The 18,700-nt window shown below is 44.5% G+C and carries 10 protein-coding genes and 1 riboswitch; of the genes, 4 read left to right on the forward strand and 6 right to left on the reverse strand.

Features of this window, described 5'->3' with window-relative positions; all coding sequences use genetic code 11:
- Positions 1 to 812: 812 nt before the first annotated feature.
- Positions 813 to 2,144, reverse strand: coding sequence for a sodium:proton antiporter (locus L3V30_RS20145; protein ID WP_041852885.1), 1,332 nt, complete (start codon positions 2,142 to 2,144; stop codon positions 813 to 815).
- A 191-nt stretch (positions 2,145 to 2,335) separates the two neighbouring features.
- Here L3V30_RS20145 and metH point away from each other — a divergent pair, with 191 nt between their 5' ends.
- Positions 2,336 to 6,016 (forward strand): methionine synthase, encoded by a 3,681-nt coding sequence (gene metH, locus L3V30_RS20150; RefSeq protein ID WP_074191829.1) that lies wholly within the window; start codon positions 2,336 to 2,338, stop codon positions 6,014 to 6,016.
- 86 nt (positions 6,017 to 6,102) lie between these two features.
- On the opposite strand, the gene lysC is transcribed toward metH, so the two are convergent.
- Complete coding sequence (gene lysC, locus L3V30_RS20155) at positions 6,103 to 7,455, reverse strand: lysine-sensitive aspartokinase 3 (RefSeq protein ID WP_145533518.1); 1,353 nt, start codon at positions 7,453 to 7,455, stop codon at positions 6,103 to 6,105.
- 101 nt (positions 7,456 to 7,556) lie between these two features.
- Positions 7,557 to 7,735, reverse strand: a riboswitch (Lysine riboswitch).
- 220 nt (positions 7,736 to 7,955) lie between these two features.
- Here lysC and L3V30_RS20160 point away from each other — a divergent pair.
- Positions 7,956 to 9,077: an alanine--glyoxylate aminotransferase family protein gene (locus L3V30_RS20160; RefSeq protein WP_047009173.1), complete on the forward strand. Its 1,122-nt coding sequence runs from the start codon at positions 7,956 to 7,958 to the stop codon at positions 9,075 to 9,077.
- 59 nt (positions 9,078 to 9,136) lie between these two features.
- On the opposite strand, the gene L3V30_RS20165 is transcribed toward L3V30_RS20160, so the two are convergent.
- The 4 genes from L3V30_RS20165 to L3V30_RS20180 all read right to left on the reverse strand — a co-directional run bounded on the left by L3V30_RS20165 (position 9,137) and on the right by L3V30_RS20180 (position 15,633).
- Positions 9,137 to 10,918 (reverse strand): PglL family O-oligosaccharyltransferase, encoded by a 1,782-nt coding sequence (locus L3V30_RS20165; protein ID WP_237309656.1) that lies wholly within the window; start codon positions 10,916 to 10,918, stop codon positions 9,137 to 9,139.
- 67 nt (positions 10,919 to 10,985) lie between these two features.
- A complete protein-coding gene (gene uvrA / locus L3V30_RS20170) occupies positions 10,986 to 13,808 on the reverse strand; it encodes an excinuclease ABC subunit UvrA (RefSeq protein WP_237309657.1) in 2,823 nt (940 codons plus the stop codon).
- 149 nt (positions 13,809 to 13,957) lie between these two features.
- Positions 13,958 to 14,830: a UTP--glucose-1-phosphate uridylyltransferase GalU gene (gene galU, locus L3V30_RS20175; protein WP_005397418.1), complete on the reverse strand. Its 873-nt coding sequence runs from the start codon at positions 14,828 to 14,830 to the stop codon at positions 13,958 to 13,960.
- A gap of 158 nt (positions 14,831 to 14,988) precedes the next feature.
- Positions 14,989 to 15,633: a LuxR C-terminal-related transcriptional regulator gene (locus L3V30_RS20180; RefSeq protein WP_005397417.1), complete on the reverse strand. Its 645-nt coding sequence runs from the start codon at positions 15,631 to 15,633 to the stop codon at positions 14,989 to 14,991.
- Between the two features lie 277 nt (positions 15,634 to 15,910).
- Here L3V30_RS20180 and L3V30_RS20185 point away from each other — a divergent pair, with 277 nt between their 5' ends.
- Positions 15,911 to 16,447 carry a single-stranded DNA-binding protein gene (locus tag L3V30_RS20185; protein ID WP_012841367.1) on the forward strand — a complete coding sequence of 179 codons (537 nt, stop codon included), beginning with the start codon at positions 15,911 to 15,913 and terminating at the stop codon, positions 16,445 to 16,447.
- A 242-nt stretch (positions 16,448 to 16,689) separates the two neighbouring features.
- Positions 16,690 to 18,699 carry an RNase E specificity factor CsrD gene (gene csrD, locus L3V30_RS20190; protein ID WP_237309658.1) on the forward strand — a complete coding sequence of 670 codons (2,010 nt, stop codon included), beginning with the start codon at positions 16,690 to 16,692 and terminating at the stop codon, positions 18,697 to 18,699.
- Position 18,700: the final 1 nt, after the last annotated feature.

Genomic DNA, 18,700 nt, shown 5'->3' on the forward strand with positions numbered 1-18,700 from the left:
AGTGGTAGTTCAGTTGGTTAGAATACCGGCCTGTCACGCCGGGGGTCGCGGGTTCGAGTCCCGTCCACTCCGCCACTTATATTAAGCCTCAGTCGAAAGACTGGGGCTTTTTTCGTTTTGGTTACCCAACTTCCCTTAACCTCATTTCCATATTGAAACCTTGCATCGAGAGGCAGGCTCCTCTCTCGCTATGCTTTCTAAGTTCTGTCATGAACGAGTTGATGCCAGTCTCGAGCTCTCGTTTTGAGTACCAGCACGTGCTTACCAAAGATTCCACTATAACATATTAGAAATATCTAGCTATGTGATAGAACTTAGTCGTTCGAGGTGTCGCTTTGTTTCTATCTCGAAAACAGAACAACTTTGAATATAAGTTCAGTATCGCTGAGATCAAGTATGAGGACTCTAAACTTCTGCTAAGGGCTTGAGTGCTAGCTCAGACCTTAGTTTGGTGGGATTTCAAGCCCGTTTGGGGGAGTGACCTCGCAATCATCCTCAATGCTTCTTTCTCTATAAAAATACAAACTCGCTCATTGCTAAGTGTTGTGGAAGTTTAGCTGTGGTGTTTACAGGGAGCCTATATTGCTAAGGGAAGAGAAGTGATGATGAAAATGCTTAAACTAAAAGACTCCCTCTATGGATGCTATCTATCGGCAATAGTTAGTATCTATGAAACCGTAGCGTGACGATTATTCGGATATTTAACTGTATATCAAAGAGTAACAAGCGTTTTGTTCTTGAAGGGGAGTCCGAAGATTAGATATGAAAAAGCAGCTAGATAGCTGCTTTTTCATCTATTAAGTTACGTGCCTTTAAGAGTCCACTGGCTCCGTATGCTCTGGAGTGGTTATTGCTTGGTTGTTCTCTTCCATTTTCTTCTCTTCATCTTTTGCTTTTTCAATCATTGGGGTGATTGTTGAGCCTTGAATGAGGATAGAGAAAACAACGACGGAGTAGGTCATTACAAGAATAATCTCTTTTACATCGATTAACTTATCTTGAATCACCCAAATACCAGATGGAATGGAAAGTGCCATTGCTAATGCAAGGCCCCCGCGTAAGCCGCCCCATGTCAAAATACGTACTGACCACGGGTTATATTTTCTGTAACGCTTAAAGCCAATGTACGAGAGAAATACGCTTAAATAGCGCGCTGCCAGCACAAGAGGGACTGAGATAGCCATCATGATCCAGTCTTCTTTGTGGAATTCAAATAGCAGCATCGACATACCGATCAGTAGGAATAACACGCCATTCAAGAACTCATCGACGAGCTCCCAAAAGTGGTCAAGGTGGTCTTCACTCTCTTTTGAAAAGCCAATAAAGCGTGTCCAGTTGCCAATCATAATACCGGATACAACCATCGCGAGTGGGCCTGATACATGGATGTATTCAGCAAATGCGTAACCTGCCGTTGGGACACCAATAGTAAGTAATAACTCCATTGAGTGATCATCGGTGGCACTGATTAAGTAGTGGAATAGCAAACCGAGGACGAAACCATAAGTGATACCACCGATAGCTTCTTGGATGAAGAGCAAGGTGACACTACCTACAGTTGGTGCCTCAGTACCAAATGCAATCGTAAATAGAGTGACAAAGATAACTAAACCGAAGCCGTCATTGAAGAGCGACTCTCCTTCAATCTGGGTGGAGATACGTTTGGGAGCATCGAGCTTTTTAACTATAGCCAATACAGCGATTGGGTCAGTTGGCGATATTAGAGCACCAAATAGTAAGCAGTAGACCAAATCAAATTGGATGCCAATTAACTGACAGAATCCGTAGAGCGCAAACCCGATAAAGAAAGTGGAAAATAGGGTGGCTCCGAGAGCCAAAACGGTAATTTCCCATTTTTGATCTTTAAGGTTCGGGAGTTTGATGCCTAATCCACCCGCAAATAGTAAGAAGCCAAGAATACCCTTGAGCAAGAAATCTTCAAAGTTGATCCTTGTGACCGTTTCTGTCGCAATTTCGGTGAGGTGGAACCAGTTGTTTTGACCTGCAATTAAGATTAGAAGTGAAAGCACCATTGAACCTGCGGTAATCGCAATGGTGGTTTGCATCTTTCCTATCTTGCTGTTTACAAAAGCAATTAGCATTGCAGCTGCGGATAGAAAACATAAAGTATGATAGACCGACATAGAGCTCTCTATTTGTAACATTTTATGAATGGGATTCTCGACTGATGCTGCTTAAATAGCAAACATTTTTTCGCGATTATTTTGTAAGTTAAGAAGGAGATAAAATAATCATTAATTCCACGTTTAGACGTCTAGACTCCTGAAGTTTGTGTGATAGGATGGAATGATAACTAAAGGAATGAGGTTGTACTGTGGGAAGTAATGTAAGACAACAGATTGAAGCTCAATTGAAGCAACGTATTCTTTTGATTGATGGTGGTATGGGAACCATGATTCAGGGATACAAACTTGAAGAGCAAGACTATCGAGGAACGCGCTTTGCGGATTGGCATTGTGATCTAAAGGGTAACAACGACCTGTTGGTTCTAAGTCAGCCTCAACTTATCAAGGAAATTCACGCTGCATATTTAGAAGCGGGTGCAGATATTCTCGAAACCAACACGTTTAACGCAACAACCATTGCGATGGCTGACTACGAGATGGAAAGCCTAAGTGAAGAAATTAACTTTGCTGCTGCCAAGCTTGCACGTGAAGTTGCAGACGAATGGACCGCAAAAACACCCGATAAACCGCGTTATGTCGCAGGGGTTTTAGGGCCGACGAACCGCACTTGTTCTATTTCTCCTGATGTAAATGACCCCGGATATCGAAATGTTTCTTTCGACGAGTTAGTTGAGGCTTACTCTGAATCGACTCGAGCGCTGATTAAAGGTGGTTCTGACCTTATTCTTATCGAGACCATCTTCGATACTCTTAACGCTAAGGCTTGTTCATTTGCTGTTGAAAGTGTGTTTGAAGAGATGGGTATTGAGTTACCTGTGATGATCTCGGGGACTATTACCGATGCTTCCGGTCGGACATTATCCGGTCAAACCACAGAAGCGTTTTATAACTCATTACGTCATGTTAAACCGATTTCGTTTGGTTTGAACTGTGCGCTGGGCCCAGATGAGCTTCGTCCTTATGTTGAAGAGCTTTCGCGTATATCAGAATCTTTTGTTTCCGCTCACCCAAATGCCGGGCTTCCGAATGCATTCGGCGAATACGATTTATCGCCAGAAGATATGGCTAAACATGTTCAAGAGTGGGCTCAAAGTGGCTTTTTAAACTTGATTGGTGGGTGCTGTGGTACAACTCCTGAGCACATTCGCCAAATGGCACTCGCGGTTGAAAATATCGCCCCTCGTCAATTACCTGACCTTCCCGTCGCTTGTCGCTTGTCTGGCCTAGAGCCGCTCGCGATTGATAAAGACTCTTTATTTATCAATGTCGGTGAGCGTACTAATGTAACCGGTTCTGCGCGTTTTAAGCGCTTGATTAAAGAAGAGCTGTACGATGAAGCGCTCGATGTGGCTCGTCAACAAGTTGAAAATGGCGCTCAAATTATCGATATCAACATGGATGAAGGCATGTTGGATGCACAAGCTTGTATGGTTCGATTTTTAAACCTTTGTGCGTCAGAACCTGAAATCTCAAAAGTACCAATCATGGTCGACTCTTCCAAGTGGGAGGTTATTGAAGCCGGTCTTAAGTGCATCCAAGGCAAAGGCATTGTTAACTCGATCTCTCTCAAAGAAGGCAAAGAGAAATTCGTTGAACAAGCTAAGTTGATCCGCCGTTACGGTGCGGCTGTGATTGTGATGGCGTTTGATGAGATTGGGCAAGCAGATACACGTGAGCGCAAAGTAGAAATTTGTACCAACGCTTACCGAATTCTCGTTGATGAAGTGGGCTTTCCACCAGAAGACATCATCTTTGACCCAAACATTTTTGCCATTGCTACGGGGATCGAGGAGCATAATAACTACGCGGTGGATTTCATTGAAGCTGTTGGCGATATCAAACGTGATTTACCGCACGCGATGATCTCGGGTGGGGTTTCTAACGTCTCGTTCTCTTTTCGAGGGAATAACTATGTGCGTGAAGCGATTCACGCGGTGTTCCTCTATCACTGTTTTAAAAATGGCATGGATATGGGGATTGTGAATGCGGGTCAGTTAGAAATCTACGATAACGTGCCTGAAACGCTGCGTGAGGCTGTGGAAGATGTCGTTCTTAACCGTCGCGATGATGCCACTGAGAGGTTGTTAGATATCGCGGCGGAATACGCAGGCAAAGGGGTAGGTAAAGAGGAGGATGCCTCTGCACTTGAGTGGAGAACTTGGCCTGTTGAAAAGCGTTTAGAACACGCGTTAGTGAAAGGAATAACCGAGTTTATCGTTGATGATACCGAAGAGGCACGTGTCAATGCTTCAAAGCCATTAGAGGTGATTGAAGGCCCACTCATGGATGGGATGAACGTCGTCGGAGACTTGTTTGGTGAAGGTAAAATGTTCCTTCCTCAGGTCGTAAAATCTGCACGAGTGATGAAGCAAGCGGTAGCGCATCTCGAGCCCTACATCAATGCAGAAAAGCAGGTGGGACAAACAAACGGTAAGATCTTGTTAGCGACGGTAAAAGGTGATGTACACGATATCGGGAAAAATATCGTAGGCGTTGTATTGCAGTGCAATAACTATGAAATTATCGATCTTGGTGTCATGGTTCCTTGCGAAAAGATCTTAAAAGTAGCGCAAGAAGAGAACGTCGATATTATTGGTTTGTCAGGGTTGATCACGCCTTCATTAGACGAAATGGTGCATGTTGCAAAAGAGATGGAGCGTCTCGACTTTAACTTACCTCTTCTCATCGGTGGCGCAACAACGTCAAAAGCCCATACAGCAGTTAAGATTGAGCAAAATTACAAGCATCCAGTTGTTTACGTGAATAACGCCTCACGTGCGGTGGGCGTATGTACTTCTCTATTGTCAGATGAACGTCGCCCTGAATTTGTTGAAAAACTTGAAGCTGATTACGAACGAGTACGTGATCAACATAATCGAAAGAAACCGAGAACCAAACCAGTGACATTAGAAGCGGCTCGAGCGAATAAAGTTGCGATCGATTGGGAAGCTTACACTCCTCCAGTGCCTGTTAAGCCTGGTATTCATATCTTCGATGATTTTGATGTGGCTATATTACGTCAATACATCGATTGGACACCATTCTTTATGACTTGGTCACTTGTGGGTAAGTATCCAACAATTTTCCAACATGAAGAAGTTGGTGAAGAAGCAAAACGTTTATTCGAAGATGCCAACGAGTTACTTGATCGAGTTGAGCGAGAAGGCCTGTTAAAAGCGCGTGGAATGTGTGGCTTATTCCCTGCTGCGAGCGTGGGGGACGACATTGAAGTTTATGCTGATGAAACTCGTACCGACGTTGTGAAAGTACTGCGTAACTTGCGTCAACAGACCGAGAAACCAAAAGGATTCAACTATTGTTTATCTGACTACATCGCACCTAAAGAGTCGGGTAAACATGATTGGATAGGGGCATTTGCTGTCACTGGTGGTATTGGTGAACGAGAGCTTGCTGATGAATACAAAGCACAGGGAGATGATTACAACGCAATTATGATTCAAGCGGTGGCGGATCGCCTAGCCGAAGCGTTTGCTGAGTATTTGCATGAGCGTGTCCGTAAAGAAATTTGGGGTTATGCTGCGGATGAAGATTTATCTAACGATGATCTCATTCGTGAAAAATACCAAGGTATTCGCCCTGCGCCGGGTTATCCAGCGTGCCCTGAGCATACTGAAAAAGGACCGCTTTGGGAGCTACTTAATGTGGAAGAGAATATTGGCATGACTCTAACCTCCAGCTATGCAATGTATCCGGGCGCGTCAGTCTCTGGTTGGTATTTCTCTCATCCTGACTCACGTTACTTTGCGATCGCACAGATCCAAGAGGATCAGCTAGAGAGCTACGCCGATCGTAAGGGGTGGGATAGGATCGAGGCTGAAAAATGGTTAGGGCCAAACATTAACGGTTAAATTGATGTTTACCTCGTCCAAATGTAACAACTATTGAAACAACAAAGGGCTGCAGATACGCAGCCCTTTGTTTTATTGAGTTGAACTTACTTCTCAAACAACTCGGTGTGAAGTTTTTGTATGGCTTGTTTCGATACCGATTCATGGAGCAAGAAGCATAAGTTGTGAGGGCTAGCACCATAACAAATCATGCGTAGGTTAAAGTCTTCTAGCGTGCCAAAAACCTGTTTCGCGTAGCCTTTACTCTCACTCATGTTGTTACCAATGAGAGCAACGAGGCATAGGTCATGTTCAACTTCTACCTTACATAACTCTTCTAACTCTTCTCGTACAGCTTGCGGCAGCTGCGGCGCGCCGCCGGATGTATCGGTTTGATCAAGTGTTAACGATACACTGATTTCAGATGTCGTGATCAAATCGACAGAGATCTTATGCTTTGCAAGGATCTCAAAGACCTTTGCTAAGAAGCCGTATGCGTGGAACATATTGGCGCTGCGTAGCGTTACCATGGTTTGGTTACAACGCAAAGCTAGCGCACGGAACAACGGTGAGCTTTCGACTTGGTGGCGAATCCAAGTGCCCCCTTTTTCTGGATCTTTCGATGACCCTACAAATACCGGAATGTCGTGGCGCAATGCGGGTACTAGCGTAGAAGGGTGAAGGATTTTAGCGCCAAAGTTAGCCATTTCTGAAGCTTCACTAAAGCTGATCTCGGGAATTGGTGAGGCTTTTGGCGCAATTCGCGGGTCTGTTGTGTAGATGCCCGGAACATCAGTCCAGATTTCTAACCCTGCCGCTTTGACGCTCTCAGCAATTAAGGCGGCGCTGTAATCGCTGCCTCCTCGACCTAGTGTTGTTGTATTACCGGCTTCGTCAGATCCTATGAAGCCTTGAGTAACAACAATGGATTGTTGGCAAAGTGGTACGAGTTTATCTTGCGCAAGCGTCGAAATTGCTTCAATGTTTGGCTCCGCGCGACCAAAGTTGTCATCAGTACGCAGCACATCGCGTATATCAAAGCGCACTGCTTGAATGCCTCGCTCACACATTAACTGAGCTAGAATGTGCGTCGACATGAGCTCACCACATGCGACTAAATGATCGGTTAACTTCGCACTAGCTTGGATAGATGCAGCCTCGGCAAGGCTGGTTACGGTATCTAATATGGCATACACCTCGGCAGCAGTTTTTGTGCTGTCTTCGAGCTGAGTTAAAATGGCGTCATGAATATTGGCCAGATTTTGCAGCAGCTCAGTACGGTGCGTTTGATCCTGTACACCATTGGCGAGTTCCACCAATAGGTTGGTGACGCCAGAACAAGCGCTGATCACGACCAAGCGAGTATTTGGATTGTTTTCGATAATGGTGGCACAACGACTCATTGCCTCAAAGTTGGCAACACTGGTTCCACCGAATTTAGCTACGTTAAATGCGCTCACTGCGTTCTCCCACGACTTCCTAAAAAATTGTACATCCAATGTTTAGTGAGAAAAGGAACAGAGCAAAAAGAGAGGTATTTAGAATGCTATTTGAAAAATTTACCCTCAGAAGCCCTTCATCAGACTGCGCTGATGACAGTTGATGGGATTCAGCCCAATTCAACCGACAAGTCAAATCCTGCAACTTTGACTTACCTCGGCACTACTCCCCCTCAATGATTGGTGTTGGAATTGCGGTTCCACAAATCATCTACCTGGGTAGCGCTCCTCTTCTACATAAAGCTCAAACATTGAACGGTTTTGAGGCCTTAATGTCAATCAATATTTCAACCTTTATGGTGTTTTTTATTAACGATTTTGTGACACTGGTTTGACCTCCATACTTACGGCTAATTGCTGATAGAGGAAAAATCTATTAGGGTGAAGAACCCTACACCTGAGCCATGTTATTGAATAGAACTTTTAGAATGCTCAGGATAAAAGATAATCAAGGAGCTGACATGTCGATCCAAAGCTTTATTCCACCTCACCGTATTTTAATGGGACCTGGTCCTTCTGATATTTATCCTCAAGTGTTACAAGCACTAAGCCGTCCTACGGTAGGTCACCTTGATCCTCTGTTTATCGGTATGATGGATGAGCTCAAGCAGCTATTGAAGTATGCCTTTCAAACTGACAATGAATTCACTATTGCAGTTTCAGCGCCAGGCAGTGCAGGGATGGAAACCTGCTTTGTAAACTTAATCGAGGAAGGCGATAAAGTGATCGTCTGCCGTAACGGTGTATTTGGTGAACGCATGCGCGAAAATGTCGTCCGTGCTGGTGGTGAAGTTGTTATCGTCGATGATGAATGGGGGACGCCTGTTTCCATTGATAAAGTCGAGCAAGCACTCGAACAGCACCCAGATACAAAAATTCTTGCTTTTGTGCATGCGGAAACCTCAACTGGTGCAGTCAGTGATGCTCAAGCATTGGGTAAGCTGGCGAAACAGCATAATGCATTATCTATTGTTGATGCGGTGACGTCACTTGGTGGTGTGCCGTTAAAAGTGGATGAATGGCAACTGGATGCGGTTTACTCTGGCAGTCAAAAATGTTTGTCATGTGTACCAGGGCTCTCACCAGTGACGTTTTCTCCTGCCGCGATTGAAAAGATTCAAGCAAGAACAACACCAGTACAGAGTTGGTTCCTCGATCAGAGTTTAGTATTGGGGTATTGGAGTGGAGAAGGTAAGCGTAGTTACCATCATACGGCGCCAGTTAATAGCTTGTATGCGCTTCATGAAGCTTTATTGATACTGAAAAATGAAGGATTAGAAAACGCTTGGGCTCGTCATCAACTGATGCATGAAAAACTCAAAAATGGCCTACAAAAGCTAGGTTTTGAATTTGTTGTGGACGAAGCCCATCGTTTGCCGCAATTAAATGCGATTTACGTGCCTGAAGGAATTGATGAAGCAAAAGTTCGTGCTCACTTGCTAGAAACCTATAACCTAGAAATTGGTGCAGGCCTCGGGGCATTAGCCGGTAAAGCGTGGCGTATTGGCTTAATGGGTTACGGCGCTCGACCTGAAAACGTTGCACTGTGCTTAAAAGCGTTAGAAGAGTCACTCACTGAATAAAACTATACCGCAATGAGATAAAGAAAAGCGAAGGTCATCCCTTCGCTTTTTGGTATTTATTACTCAGCTCCTGAAGTGGGGGCTGGTGAGGCAGAGATTGCTTGAGAAGGTGGTTGGTAATTGATGTCACTGAAATCAATCTTCGGGAACAAAAACTGCGCTTCAGCTCTAATTTGCTCCGCTTTACTTGAGTCATCTAAGCCTTGGTAGGCCAAAATCAAATTATTATAAAATGCAGGGCGAGGCTTATCTTTGATGATTTTTAGCGACCAATCGATATAAGGCTGAATCAAGGTTGCGTCTTGTTGGTACAGCCCAATATTTAAAAACGTGCTATAGACATCCCAATCAAACCTGTCTTTCCAAACCACAGGGTTACTGACTTGATTCAGAATATCAGGGTTAGTTGGCCTAGTGGTCTCAAACTTCGTCAATACATAGTTCGTATGCAATGCGCTTACCATGTAAAACGTAAACGTAACGGGAAGTACCAAACTAAAGACTCGCAGCAAGCTTTTGGTCACATTACTAAAGCCGACTTGTCGATAACGAGAGACGCGCTGATCGACCCAGTACAGCAGGATAACGAAGATCAACCAATGTACGAGAGAGTGGTAGAAAGGGTATTCCAGTTGTGAGTGCAATACGATAGGTATAAACAAGGCCAGCAACGCAAGACGAGTTCCGCGTTTGGCTTGATAGATTCGATACAGTACCAGTGCCATCGCTAAGAAGATGCCAAGTATTGGCAGCAAACCACCTTCTACTCCCCAGTAAAGTAGCTCGTTATGCGGATGATCCATGGCTGGCAAACCAGCTGGGTAATTCTCATTTAGGGCATGTTGACGAGCCGTATACAGCATGTACTCAGATTCAAACTTGCCATATCCATAGCCAGTAAAAGGCTTTTCAATCACCATGTCTAATGTTTGCGGAAAAGTATACGCTCGAGGAGACTCCATGTTTACTTTTTCTGCGGCTAACCCACTTCCATCAGGAAAGGCAAGATACATGACAACGACTGAGAGTGCGAGCCCAGTGACAAGCGACGTAACCCAGCGGATAAAGCGCCCTTTGGTCGCAAAGCGATACATGTATGGGATGACCAACAACACGGCGATGATCGATGCTAACCAACCAGTGCGTGAAGCCAACGCCACAATCAATGGTAAGGTTAAAACTGGCACTGCATAGAGAAGATAAACATCGCTTAACTTACGGTCGTATTTGTAGGGCTGACGTGCAAGTAAATAGCTGGCAATCACCAATCCTGTCGCAAGAAAACTGGCCATTACATTAGGCTGTTGGAAAATACCATAAGGACGATTGGCCATCGTGTCGTAACCAAACGGATTGCCTGGTTTGAGATACAGATATTGTGTCAGACCAAAAATGGCTTCGATAACAACCGCAAGGACAATAAACCATAACAGGCGTTGGCGATGTTTATTACTGAAATGAAATTGTTGTAAGACAATAAAAAACAGGACACCACACCACAGACCAATGAGCTTGTTGGCTGCCAAACTGCTATTCGCATTTGGGTACAGAATGGGCACCGTCATGATAAGAGCACTAATGAACAAGCCGATGGTTAATTTTGAGTAACGTAGCGCTCGATTATTCGCGAGTTGGTAGCACCCAATGCCTAATGCAAAGCTAAAAGTAATCCAAGTTGTCGCATTGAAGGAAAGTGAAAGCCCTGAACCGCCGGGGTTGGGCATGAAAAAGTGCATTGCCAACACAAATAGTGTTGCCAAGGCAATGAGAAACTTGCGATTGAGGGGAACCTGTACTTTTTCGGGAGAAAGCTTTGTTCCACTTACATGTATAGTAGCCATAGTTATTGCGTTGTTTTGAATGAAAAAAGACCAGCACTTGCTGGTCTCGGTACTTTACCTGTTTTTTCTACTTCAACATAGGCTTAAGGAAGTGAGCTGTGTGCGAACCCTCGATTTGCGACACATCTTCAGGTGTGCCTTGAGCGATTATCTCGCCGCCACCCTGTCCCCCTTCAGGCCCTAGATCGATAATCCAGTCCGCAGTCTTAATGACATCTAGGTTATGCTCGATCACCACGACAGTATTTCCGTGGTCGCGAAGTCTGTGCAATACAGTGAGCAACTGCTGGATATCATGGAAGTGCAGGCCGGTTGTTGGTTCATCCAAAATGTACAAGGTTTTTCCCGTATCACGCTTGGATAGCTCTCTCGCTAGTTTCACACGCTGTGCTTCACCACCGGAGAGTGTCGTTGCCGCTTGACCTAGGCGAATGTAAGACAAGCCAACATCCATTAGAGTCTGTAGCTTACGTGCTATAGCAGGTACGGGTTCAAAGAACGTTCGGGCGTCTTCGACCGTCATTTCTAGCACTTCATCAATGGTTTTGCCTTTGTAACGTATTTCAAGTGTTTCACGGTTGTAGCGCTTACCTTTACATACATCACATGGCACATAAACGTCTGGTAGGAAATGCATTTCAACTTTAATGACACCATCACCCTGACAGGCCTCACAACGACCACCGCGTACGTTAAAGCTAAAACGTCCAGGCTTGTAACCGCGAGAACGCGACTCCTGTGTGCCTGCAAACAGTTCACGGATTGGGGTAAAGATCCCCGTATAGGTTGCAGGGTTAGAGCGAGGTGTACGGCCAATTGGGCTTTGATCGATATCGATGACTTTATCGAAGTGCTCTAGACCTTTAATCGATTTATAAGGTGAAGGCTGAGCTGTTGTCGCTCCGTTAAGTTGGGTATGCGCAATTTTAAAGAAAGTATCATTAATCAGCGTTGATTTACCTGAGCCAGATACCCCTGTAATACAGCTGAATAACCCAACAGGAATTGAAAGATTAACGTTTTTAAGGTTATTACCTGTTGCGCCTAAGAGCTCAACCGTTTTTTTCGGATCACGCGCCGTGCGATCTTTCGGTACTGCGATTTCTTTAACGCCACTTAAGTACTGACCTGTCAGAGAATTCGGGTTCGCGATTATCTCTTCCATGGTGCCTTCCGCAACAACATTACCACCATGTACGCCAGCACCAGGACCGATATCTATGACATGATCCGCACAGCGAATCGCATCTTCATCGTGCTCTACCACAAGTACGGTGTTACCTAAATCACGCAAATGAGTGAGCGTTTTTAATAAGCGTTCATTATCACGCTGGTGGAGACCAATCGATGGCTCATCCAGAACATACATCACACCAACAAGACCCGCCCCAATTTGGCTTGCTAAACGAATACGTTGAGCTTCACCGCCTGATAAAGTTTCAGCACTGCGTGATAAGTTTAGGTAGTTCAAACCGACGTTAACTAAGAATTGCAGGCGGTCGTTGATTTCCTTCATCACTTTTTCAGCGATTTGGGCTCGTTGACCTTCAAGTTTCAAGGAATGGAAGAATTCCAATGCATCAGCAATGCTAAGTTCAACAATCTCAGGCAGTGTCGTATCAGCAATAAACACGTTACGTGCTTCAAGGCGAAGACGAGTACCACCACAGCTTGAACAAGATTTAGTGGAGATGTATTTCGCAAGCTCTTCACGGACAGAGTTGGATTCTGTATCACGATAGCGACGTTCTAGGGTATTCAGAATACCTTCGAATGGATGGCGCTTAACGCGAATATCACCACGATCGTTGATGTATTTAAACTCAATCTCAGTACGACCTGAGCCCTTTAGAATGACATCTTGCGTTTTCTTTGGCAGAGAATTAAAAGGTGCATGGAGATCAAAACCATAATGATCAGCCAATGAGGTGAGCATTTGGAAGTAGTAATAGTTCTTTTGATCCCAACCGCGAATCGCACCTTGTGCCAAGCTTAATGAATCATCTTGAATTACTCGGCTTGGATCGAAGTATTGCTGCACACCCAAACCATCACAAGTGCCACACGCACCAGCAGGGTTGTTGAATGAGAAAAGTCGCGGCTCTAACTCTTGCATGCTGTAACCACATTGTGGACAAGCGAAGTTGGCGGAGAAAATAATCTCTTCACCGTCTCCATCCATTGGCGCGACAACCGCAATTCCTCCTGATAATTCGAGCGTTGTCTCAAAAGATTCGGCTAAGCGCTGTTGCAGGTCTGGACGAACTTTAAAGCGGTCGACCACGACTTCAATGGTGTGCTTTTTATGTAGCTCTAGCGTTGGAGGATCAGATAGATCGCATGTCTCTCCATCAATACGCGCACGAATAAAGCCCTGAGCTGCCAGGTTCTCAAGCGTTTTAACATGCTCACCTTTACGCTCTTTGACAATAGGGGCCAACAGCATCATTTTGCTGCCTTCTGGCATCTCCAGAACTTTGTCCACCATTTGACTGATGGTTTGTGCGGCAAGAGGGGCATGGTGCGTTGGACAGCGTGGTTCGCCTACACGAGCATACAACAGACGTAAGTAGTCGTACACTTCGGTAATTGTACCGACGGTTGAACGCGGGTTATGAGAAGTAGACTTCTGTTCAATAGAAATCGCAGGTGATAACCCTTCAATATGGTCGACATCGGGTTTTTCCATCAGAGACAAAAACTGACGAGCGTAGGCAGAGAGAGACTCTACGTAGCGTCGTTGGCCTTCTGCATACAATGTATCGAAAGCGAGAGAGGATTTACCGGAGCCACTTAGTCCAGTAATGACAATCAGTTTATCGCGAGGGATTGTAAGATTAATGTCTTTGAGGTTATGGGTTCGGGCACCGCGAACTTCTATTTTATCCATCGTTTTTGCTCTATGTATAACCAAGTGGGGCAAGTATTACATAGTGTGAGAAATGTGCAAAGAAAATTACTGGATAAAAAAACAGTAAGAATAAAAGCCCAACATAATGCCGGGCTTTAGAAACAATAATTTCGTACTACGACGATGCTTTATACCGCTTTTTGTGTTGCGTGTTTACCTAACTCAGAGGCTTTTTCATCTTTTAGATAAAGGTTTTCAAAACAGTAGTTGGTTGCTTCGATGTAACCTTCAACACTACCACAGTCAAAGCGTTTGCCTTTGAATTTATAAGCCAAGACACAGCCCGCTTTTGCTTGTTTAAGTAGCGCGTCAGTGATTTGAATTTCACCACCTTTACCTGGCTCTGTGTTTTCAATCAGTTCAAAAATATCGGGAGTCAGGATGTAACGACCAATGATCGCAAGGTTGCTTGGTGCCGTGCCTTTCTCAGGTTTTTCTACCATGTCGTCTACGCGGTAGATGTCATCTTTGATCATTTCACCAGAGATAACGCCGTATTTGTGAGTCTCATCTTCTGGGACTTCTTGTACGGCAACGATAGAACAACGAAACTGTTTAAATAGCGCCACCATTTGAGCTAGCACGCCTTCTTCTTCGTTGACACAAAGGTCATCAGCAAGAACGACGGCAAATGGTTCGTCACCCACCAGTTCACGCCCGGTCAGAATCGCGTGGCCTAAGCCTTTCATCTCGCGTTGACGGATGTAAGTGAAGTTTGCAGATTCAATGATTTCACGGATATCTACCAATAGCTCTTCTTTATTGGTACCGCTAATCTGGTGTTCTAGTTCGTAGTTCTTATCAAAGTGGTCCATGATAGAGTGTTTGCCACGACCTGTCACAATACACATGCCGTTCATACCAGCTTGAATTGCTTCTTCAACGCCGTATTCAATAAGCGGTTTATTCACGACTGGCATCATCTCTTTTGGCATAGATTTCGTTGCCGGTAAGAAGCGAGTGCCATAGCCTGCAGCAGGGAACAGACATTTTTTAATCATTGGGGGAATATCCTATCTCGTTATTATCAAGAATCTGCGCATAACTTTAACACGAGAGCCGTCAATGAATCATGAATAAAGTAGGAAAAAGTGTGAGACTTAGTGCGGAAAAAAGATGAGCGACTCGTCATTTTAGTCATAATAGTCGCGGCATCGCATCATGACATTAAGTTTTGATCTGCCCAAGCAATTGCCTGAACGCGATTCTTCACTGATAGCTTTTTGAATATCTGATACAAGTGCGATTTGATGGTGAATTCACTGACAAATAATTCCTCGGCCATTTGGCTGTTTGAGGCGCCAGCTTGCAAGCAACGCAGTACTTGCAGCTCGCGAATGGTTAGGTCTACCGTGGCTGGGGCAGTATGAGTGTTAATGACGTTACGGTAATAGTGTAAAAGTTGACTGGTTACATTACGCGGCAGCCAGTTTTGACCGTTAACAATGCCTTTTAATCCTTCTCCAATTTGCTCTAGCGTATCTTCGGAATAGAACAGCCCCTTTAATTGACCAAATGAAAGCAGCTCATCCGTGGTCAGCCTTTTAGGGACATTGAACACAACGGTTTCAAAGTTCTTCCATACCAGCGGTAAGTTTTTGATCGATTGAACGAGTGATTTATGTTCACTGAAGTCGATCAGTAGGATTTTATTACGATGCTGTGGCTTAGCTTCCATGAGTGCTTCGGTTGAAATCACCGGGATGCTCATATCAATGTACTTTTCGAGTGCTGCCACCTTTTTTTGCGCATTATCTTCCATACTGATCAGAAATAGCTTTCTTGCGTAAGCCGACTTTCTCACGTGTTCAAATCTCCCAGTGTTCAATAAAGGCCATAAGTTGGCATTAAAGAGAGGTTATAACCATAGCTTTACTGAATAAATGCGTTCGAATTCAAAGCTTCACGAAACGATGTCTGCAAAGCGAATCAAAAATGCTACATGCGTAAGTTGAAATGCGATTTGGGTTCTAGTAGGTGACTCATTAGATCACAATGGTATTAGACTTTAATCAAAACATTAAAGCGTGCTATTCTAATGCGCTAAAATTTTATATATCCAGAGTGAAACGGAGCACATCATGGCCAGCCGTGGAATTAACAAAGTTATTTTGGTGGGGAATCTAGGTAACGACCCTGAAATTCGTTACATGCCGAACGGCGGTGCAGTAGCAAACATTACTATTGCGACTTCTGATTCATGGCGTGATAAAGCGACTGGCGAACAGCGCGAAAAAACGGAATGGCACCGTGTTGTGTTGTTCGGCAAACTTGCGGAAGTAGCAGGTGAGTACTTGCGTAAAGGTTCTCAAGTATACATTGAAGGCCAACTGCAAACTCGTAAATGGCAAGACCAAAGCGGTCAAGATCGCTACTCAACTGAAGTCGTTGTTCAAGGCTTCAACGGCGTGATGCAAATGCTTGGCGGTCGTGGTCAAGGTGGCGGCGCACCAATGGGCGGTCAACAGCAGCAACAAGGTGGATGGGGTCAGCCTCAACAACCAGCTCAGCAGCAGTACAATGCGCCTCAGCAACAGCAACAACAGCAGGCTCCGCAGCAACCACAGCAGCAGTACAATGAGCCACCAATGGATTTTGACGACGATATCCCGTTCTAAATTCTGCTTATGCTTGAATCGAAAAGGCCGCGAATATCGCGGTCTTTTTTATTGTCGCTATCTAATGATCTCAAAGGCTTATCTCAGCAAGGTTAGGCGTAACAATAAAACTTATCAATGAGTGTGATGTTCTTTATGCTCCAGCCTCTCACTATCAGACGAATCCGATTGTTTGATGAACTCTTATCAAGTATAAATATTTCAATAAGGTATATGATGAATAAAAAAGGAATTTGGTATTCATGAGGTATACCCCAACTCTTAAGTTAAGCACACGGCTGGTGGCTTTTGTCACCATGATCGTCATCTGCGCCATGTTTATCTTGTTTGTCGGTGGCACCCTCTCTTTTAAACGTCTTGGGCAGGAATATCTCACCCATTATTTAGAAGGGATCGTAGAGGTGGTCGACAAGGAGATGGAAGATCCTGATGCTGCTTATTCTATGCAGCGCTGGATGCCGAAAATGCTGCAGGCTTCCAATATTGTCGAAATGACATTGTCGACCAACAATGCGGTTGTTTATCGCTTCAAAGATACTTCTCATCAAATGGAAGCGTCAGTCTTGTTTGAGACAGAATACCAACTGACTCACAATCAAGATTACACGATTCATTTTAAAGCGATCCCGCCTTACTTAGGTTACAGCTACTCAATGCAGGCGCTTTGGTCGATCACGCTTGCCGTTATCCTGATCATCTTCTGTTTAATGCGCGGTGTTGCGTGGCTTAAGGAGCAATTAGAAGGCTCTGAAATGCTCGAAGAGCGAGGCAGGATGATCCTTGCTGGTCGGGTAGAGCAGTATGCAAAAGGTGACAAAAAAGAATGGCCTTATACTGCCAGTGAAGCGCTCGATGTATTAATTGAAGAGTTACAAGATGCGCGTCAAGAGCGAAGCCGATTTGATACCTTTATTCGAACTCAAACCTTCCTTGATAAGTTAACAGGTACCGCCAATCGAGTGCTGTTTGATAGCAAACTGGAATCGGCGTTGCTAGAAAGTGGGGCTTGCGGTGCCGTGTTGCTGGTGCGCATTCAAGATTGGAAGTTGGTTGAAGAAGAGCAAGATAAGCAAATAACGGATGAGTTTATTGTTGAAGTTGGGAGTTTATTATCCAACTTAGTTCAGCGATACCCTGATGTTGTGTTTTCTCGTTATTACGATGCTGATTTTGCGTTATTTCTGCCGCATCAAAGTGCCAAAGATGTGGCTAATTTGGCATCACAATGCATTCGCCAGTTAGAAAAATTAATTCCGCCAGAGCCACTCGACCCAGACAACTGGTGCCATATAGGCATCACTACTTATAAAGAGGGTGAGCGACACAGCCAAATCATCGATGAAGCAGAGACAGCTTTGCGTAGTGCGCAACTACAAAATAACAATAATTGGAGTCGCTTCAAAAAATGGAACCACGATGAAGAAGCTCGCGGAAGTGTGAGGTGGAGAACGTTATTTGACACAGCACTTACACCAGAAAATGTGATACTCTACGCACAATCTGTGCACCCAATAAGTGACGCAACGCATAAAAAATCATTATATGAAGAGTTAACATGTCGGATTCGCGATCCTGAGAATGGCATTGTTAAAGCGTCTCGGTTTATTTCTGCGATCAGACAGGTTGGTTATGAAGCGCAAATGGATAAGTCAGTTATTAATAAATTCTTAAGAGAATTTAAGGATAATTTTGATAACTCAAGATCGTATGCGCTCAATTTGAATGTAACGCCTTTTTCTAACCGAGAGTACTTTAAATGGTTTCGTGATGAACTCTTACAGTTGTCACGTGAACAGAGAAAGTGTCTCAGTTTTGAGTTTGTTGAAGCACAATTTGTAAGACACTTAGACTTTATGCGACCAGTCGCTAAAATGCTGGCCGGTTTAGGGTGCCACTTAATGGTTGGGCAGGCTGGACGAACCATCGTCAGCACTCACTATTTAAAAGAAGTGGATATTCGTTACCTTAAACTTCATCGCAGTTTAGTAGCAAAAATCGACCAGCGACATGAGAACCAGCTATTTGTCCGCAGCATGCTAGGTGCTGCGGCAAACAGTAAAACTAAAATCATAGCAGTGGGAATTGAGAATCAAAACGAGCTCAACACGTTAATTGAGCTCGGGGTTTATGGTGGGCAAGGGCGCTACTTCTCTGCAGAGCAGCAGTTTCTTCCTCGTCCACAAGCATTGCCAAGTTCTCAATCAGAATCCCAAGTGAAATTGGGAAGACGAAATCGCTGGCGTAAAAAATAAA

The sequence above is a fragment of the Vibrio sp. A1-1 genome (assembly GCF_021728175.1).
Taxonomy (GTDB): Bacteria; Pseudomonadota; Gammaproteobacteria; order Enterobacterales; family Vibrionaceae; genus Vibrio; species Vibrio diabolicus.

Bases quoted from the DNA above. Each gene is read 5' to 3' on its own strand.
- L3V30_RS20160 (WP_047009173.1), top strand. From the start codon at position 7,956: ATGTCGATCCAAAGCTTTATTCCACCTCACCGTATTTTAATGGGACCT.
- L3V30_RS20185 (WP_012841367.1), top strand. From the start codon at position 15,911: ATGGCCAGCCGTGGAATTAACAAAGTTATTTTGGTGGGGAATCTAGGT.
- csrD (WP_237309658.1), top strand. From the start codon at position 16,690: ATGAGGTATACCCCAACTCTTAAGTTAAGCACACGGCTGGTGGCTTTT.
- L3V30_RS20165 (WP_237309656.1), bottom strand. From the start codon at position 10,918: ATGGCTACTATACATGTAAGTGGAACAAAGCTTTCTCCCGAAAAAGTA.
- galU (WP_005397418.1), bottom strand. From the start codon at position 14,830: ATGATTAAAAAATGTCTGTTCCCTGCTGCAGGCTATGGCACTCGCTTC.
- L3V30_RS20145 (WP_041852885.1), bottom strand. From the start codon at position 2,144: ATGTCGGTCTATCATACTTTATGTTTTCTATCCGCAGCTGCAATGCTA.
- uvrA (WP_237309657.1), bottom strand. From the start codon at position 13,808: ATGGATAAAATAGAAGTTCGCGGTGCCCGAACCCATAACCTCAAAGAC.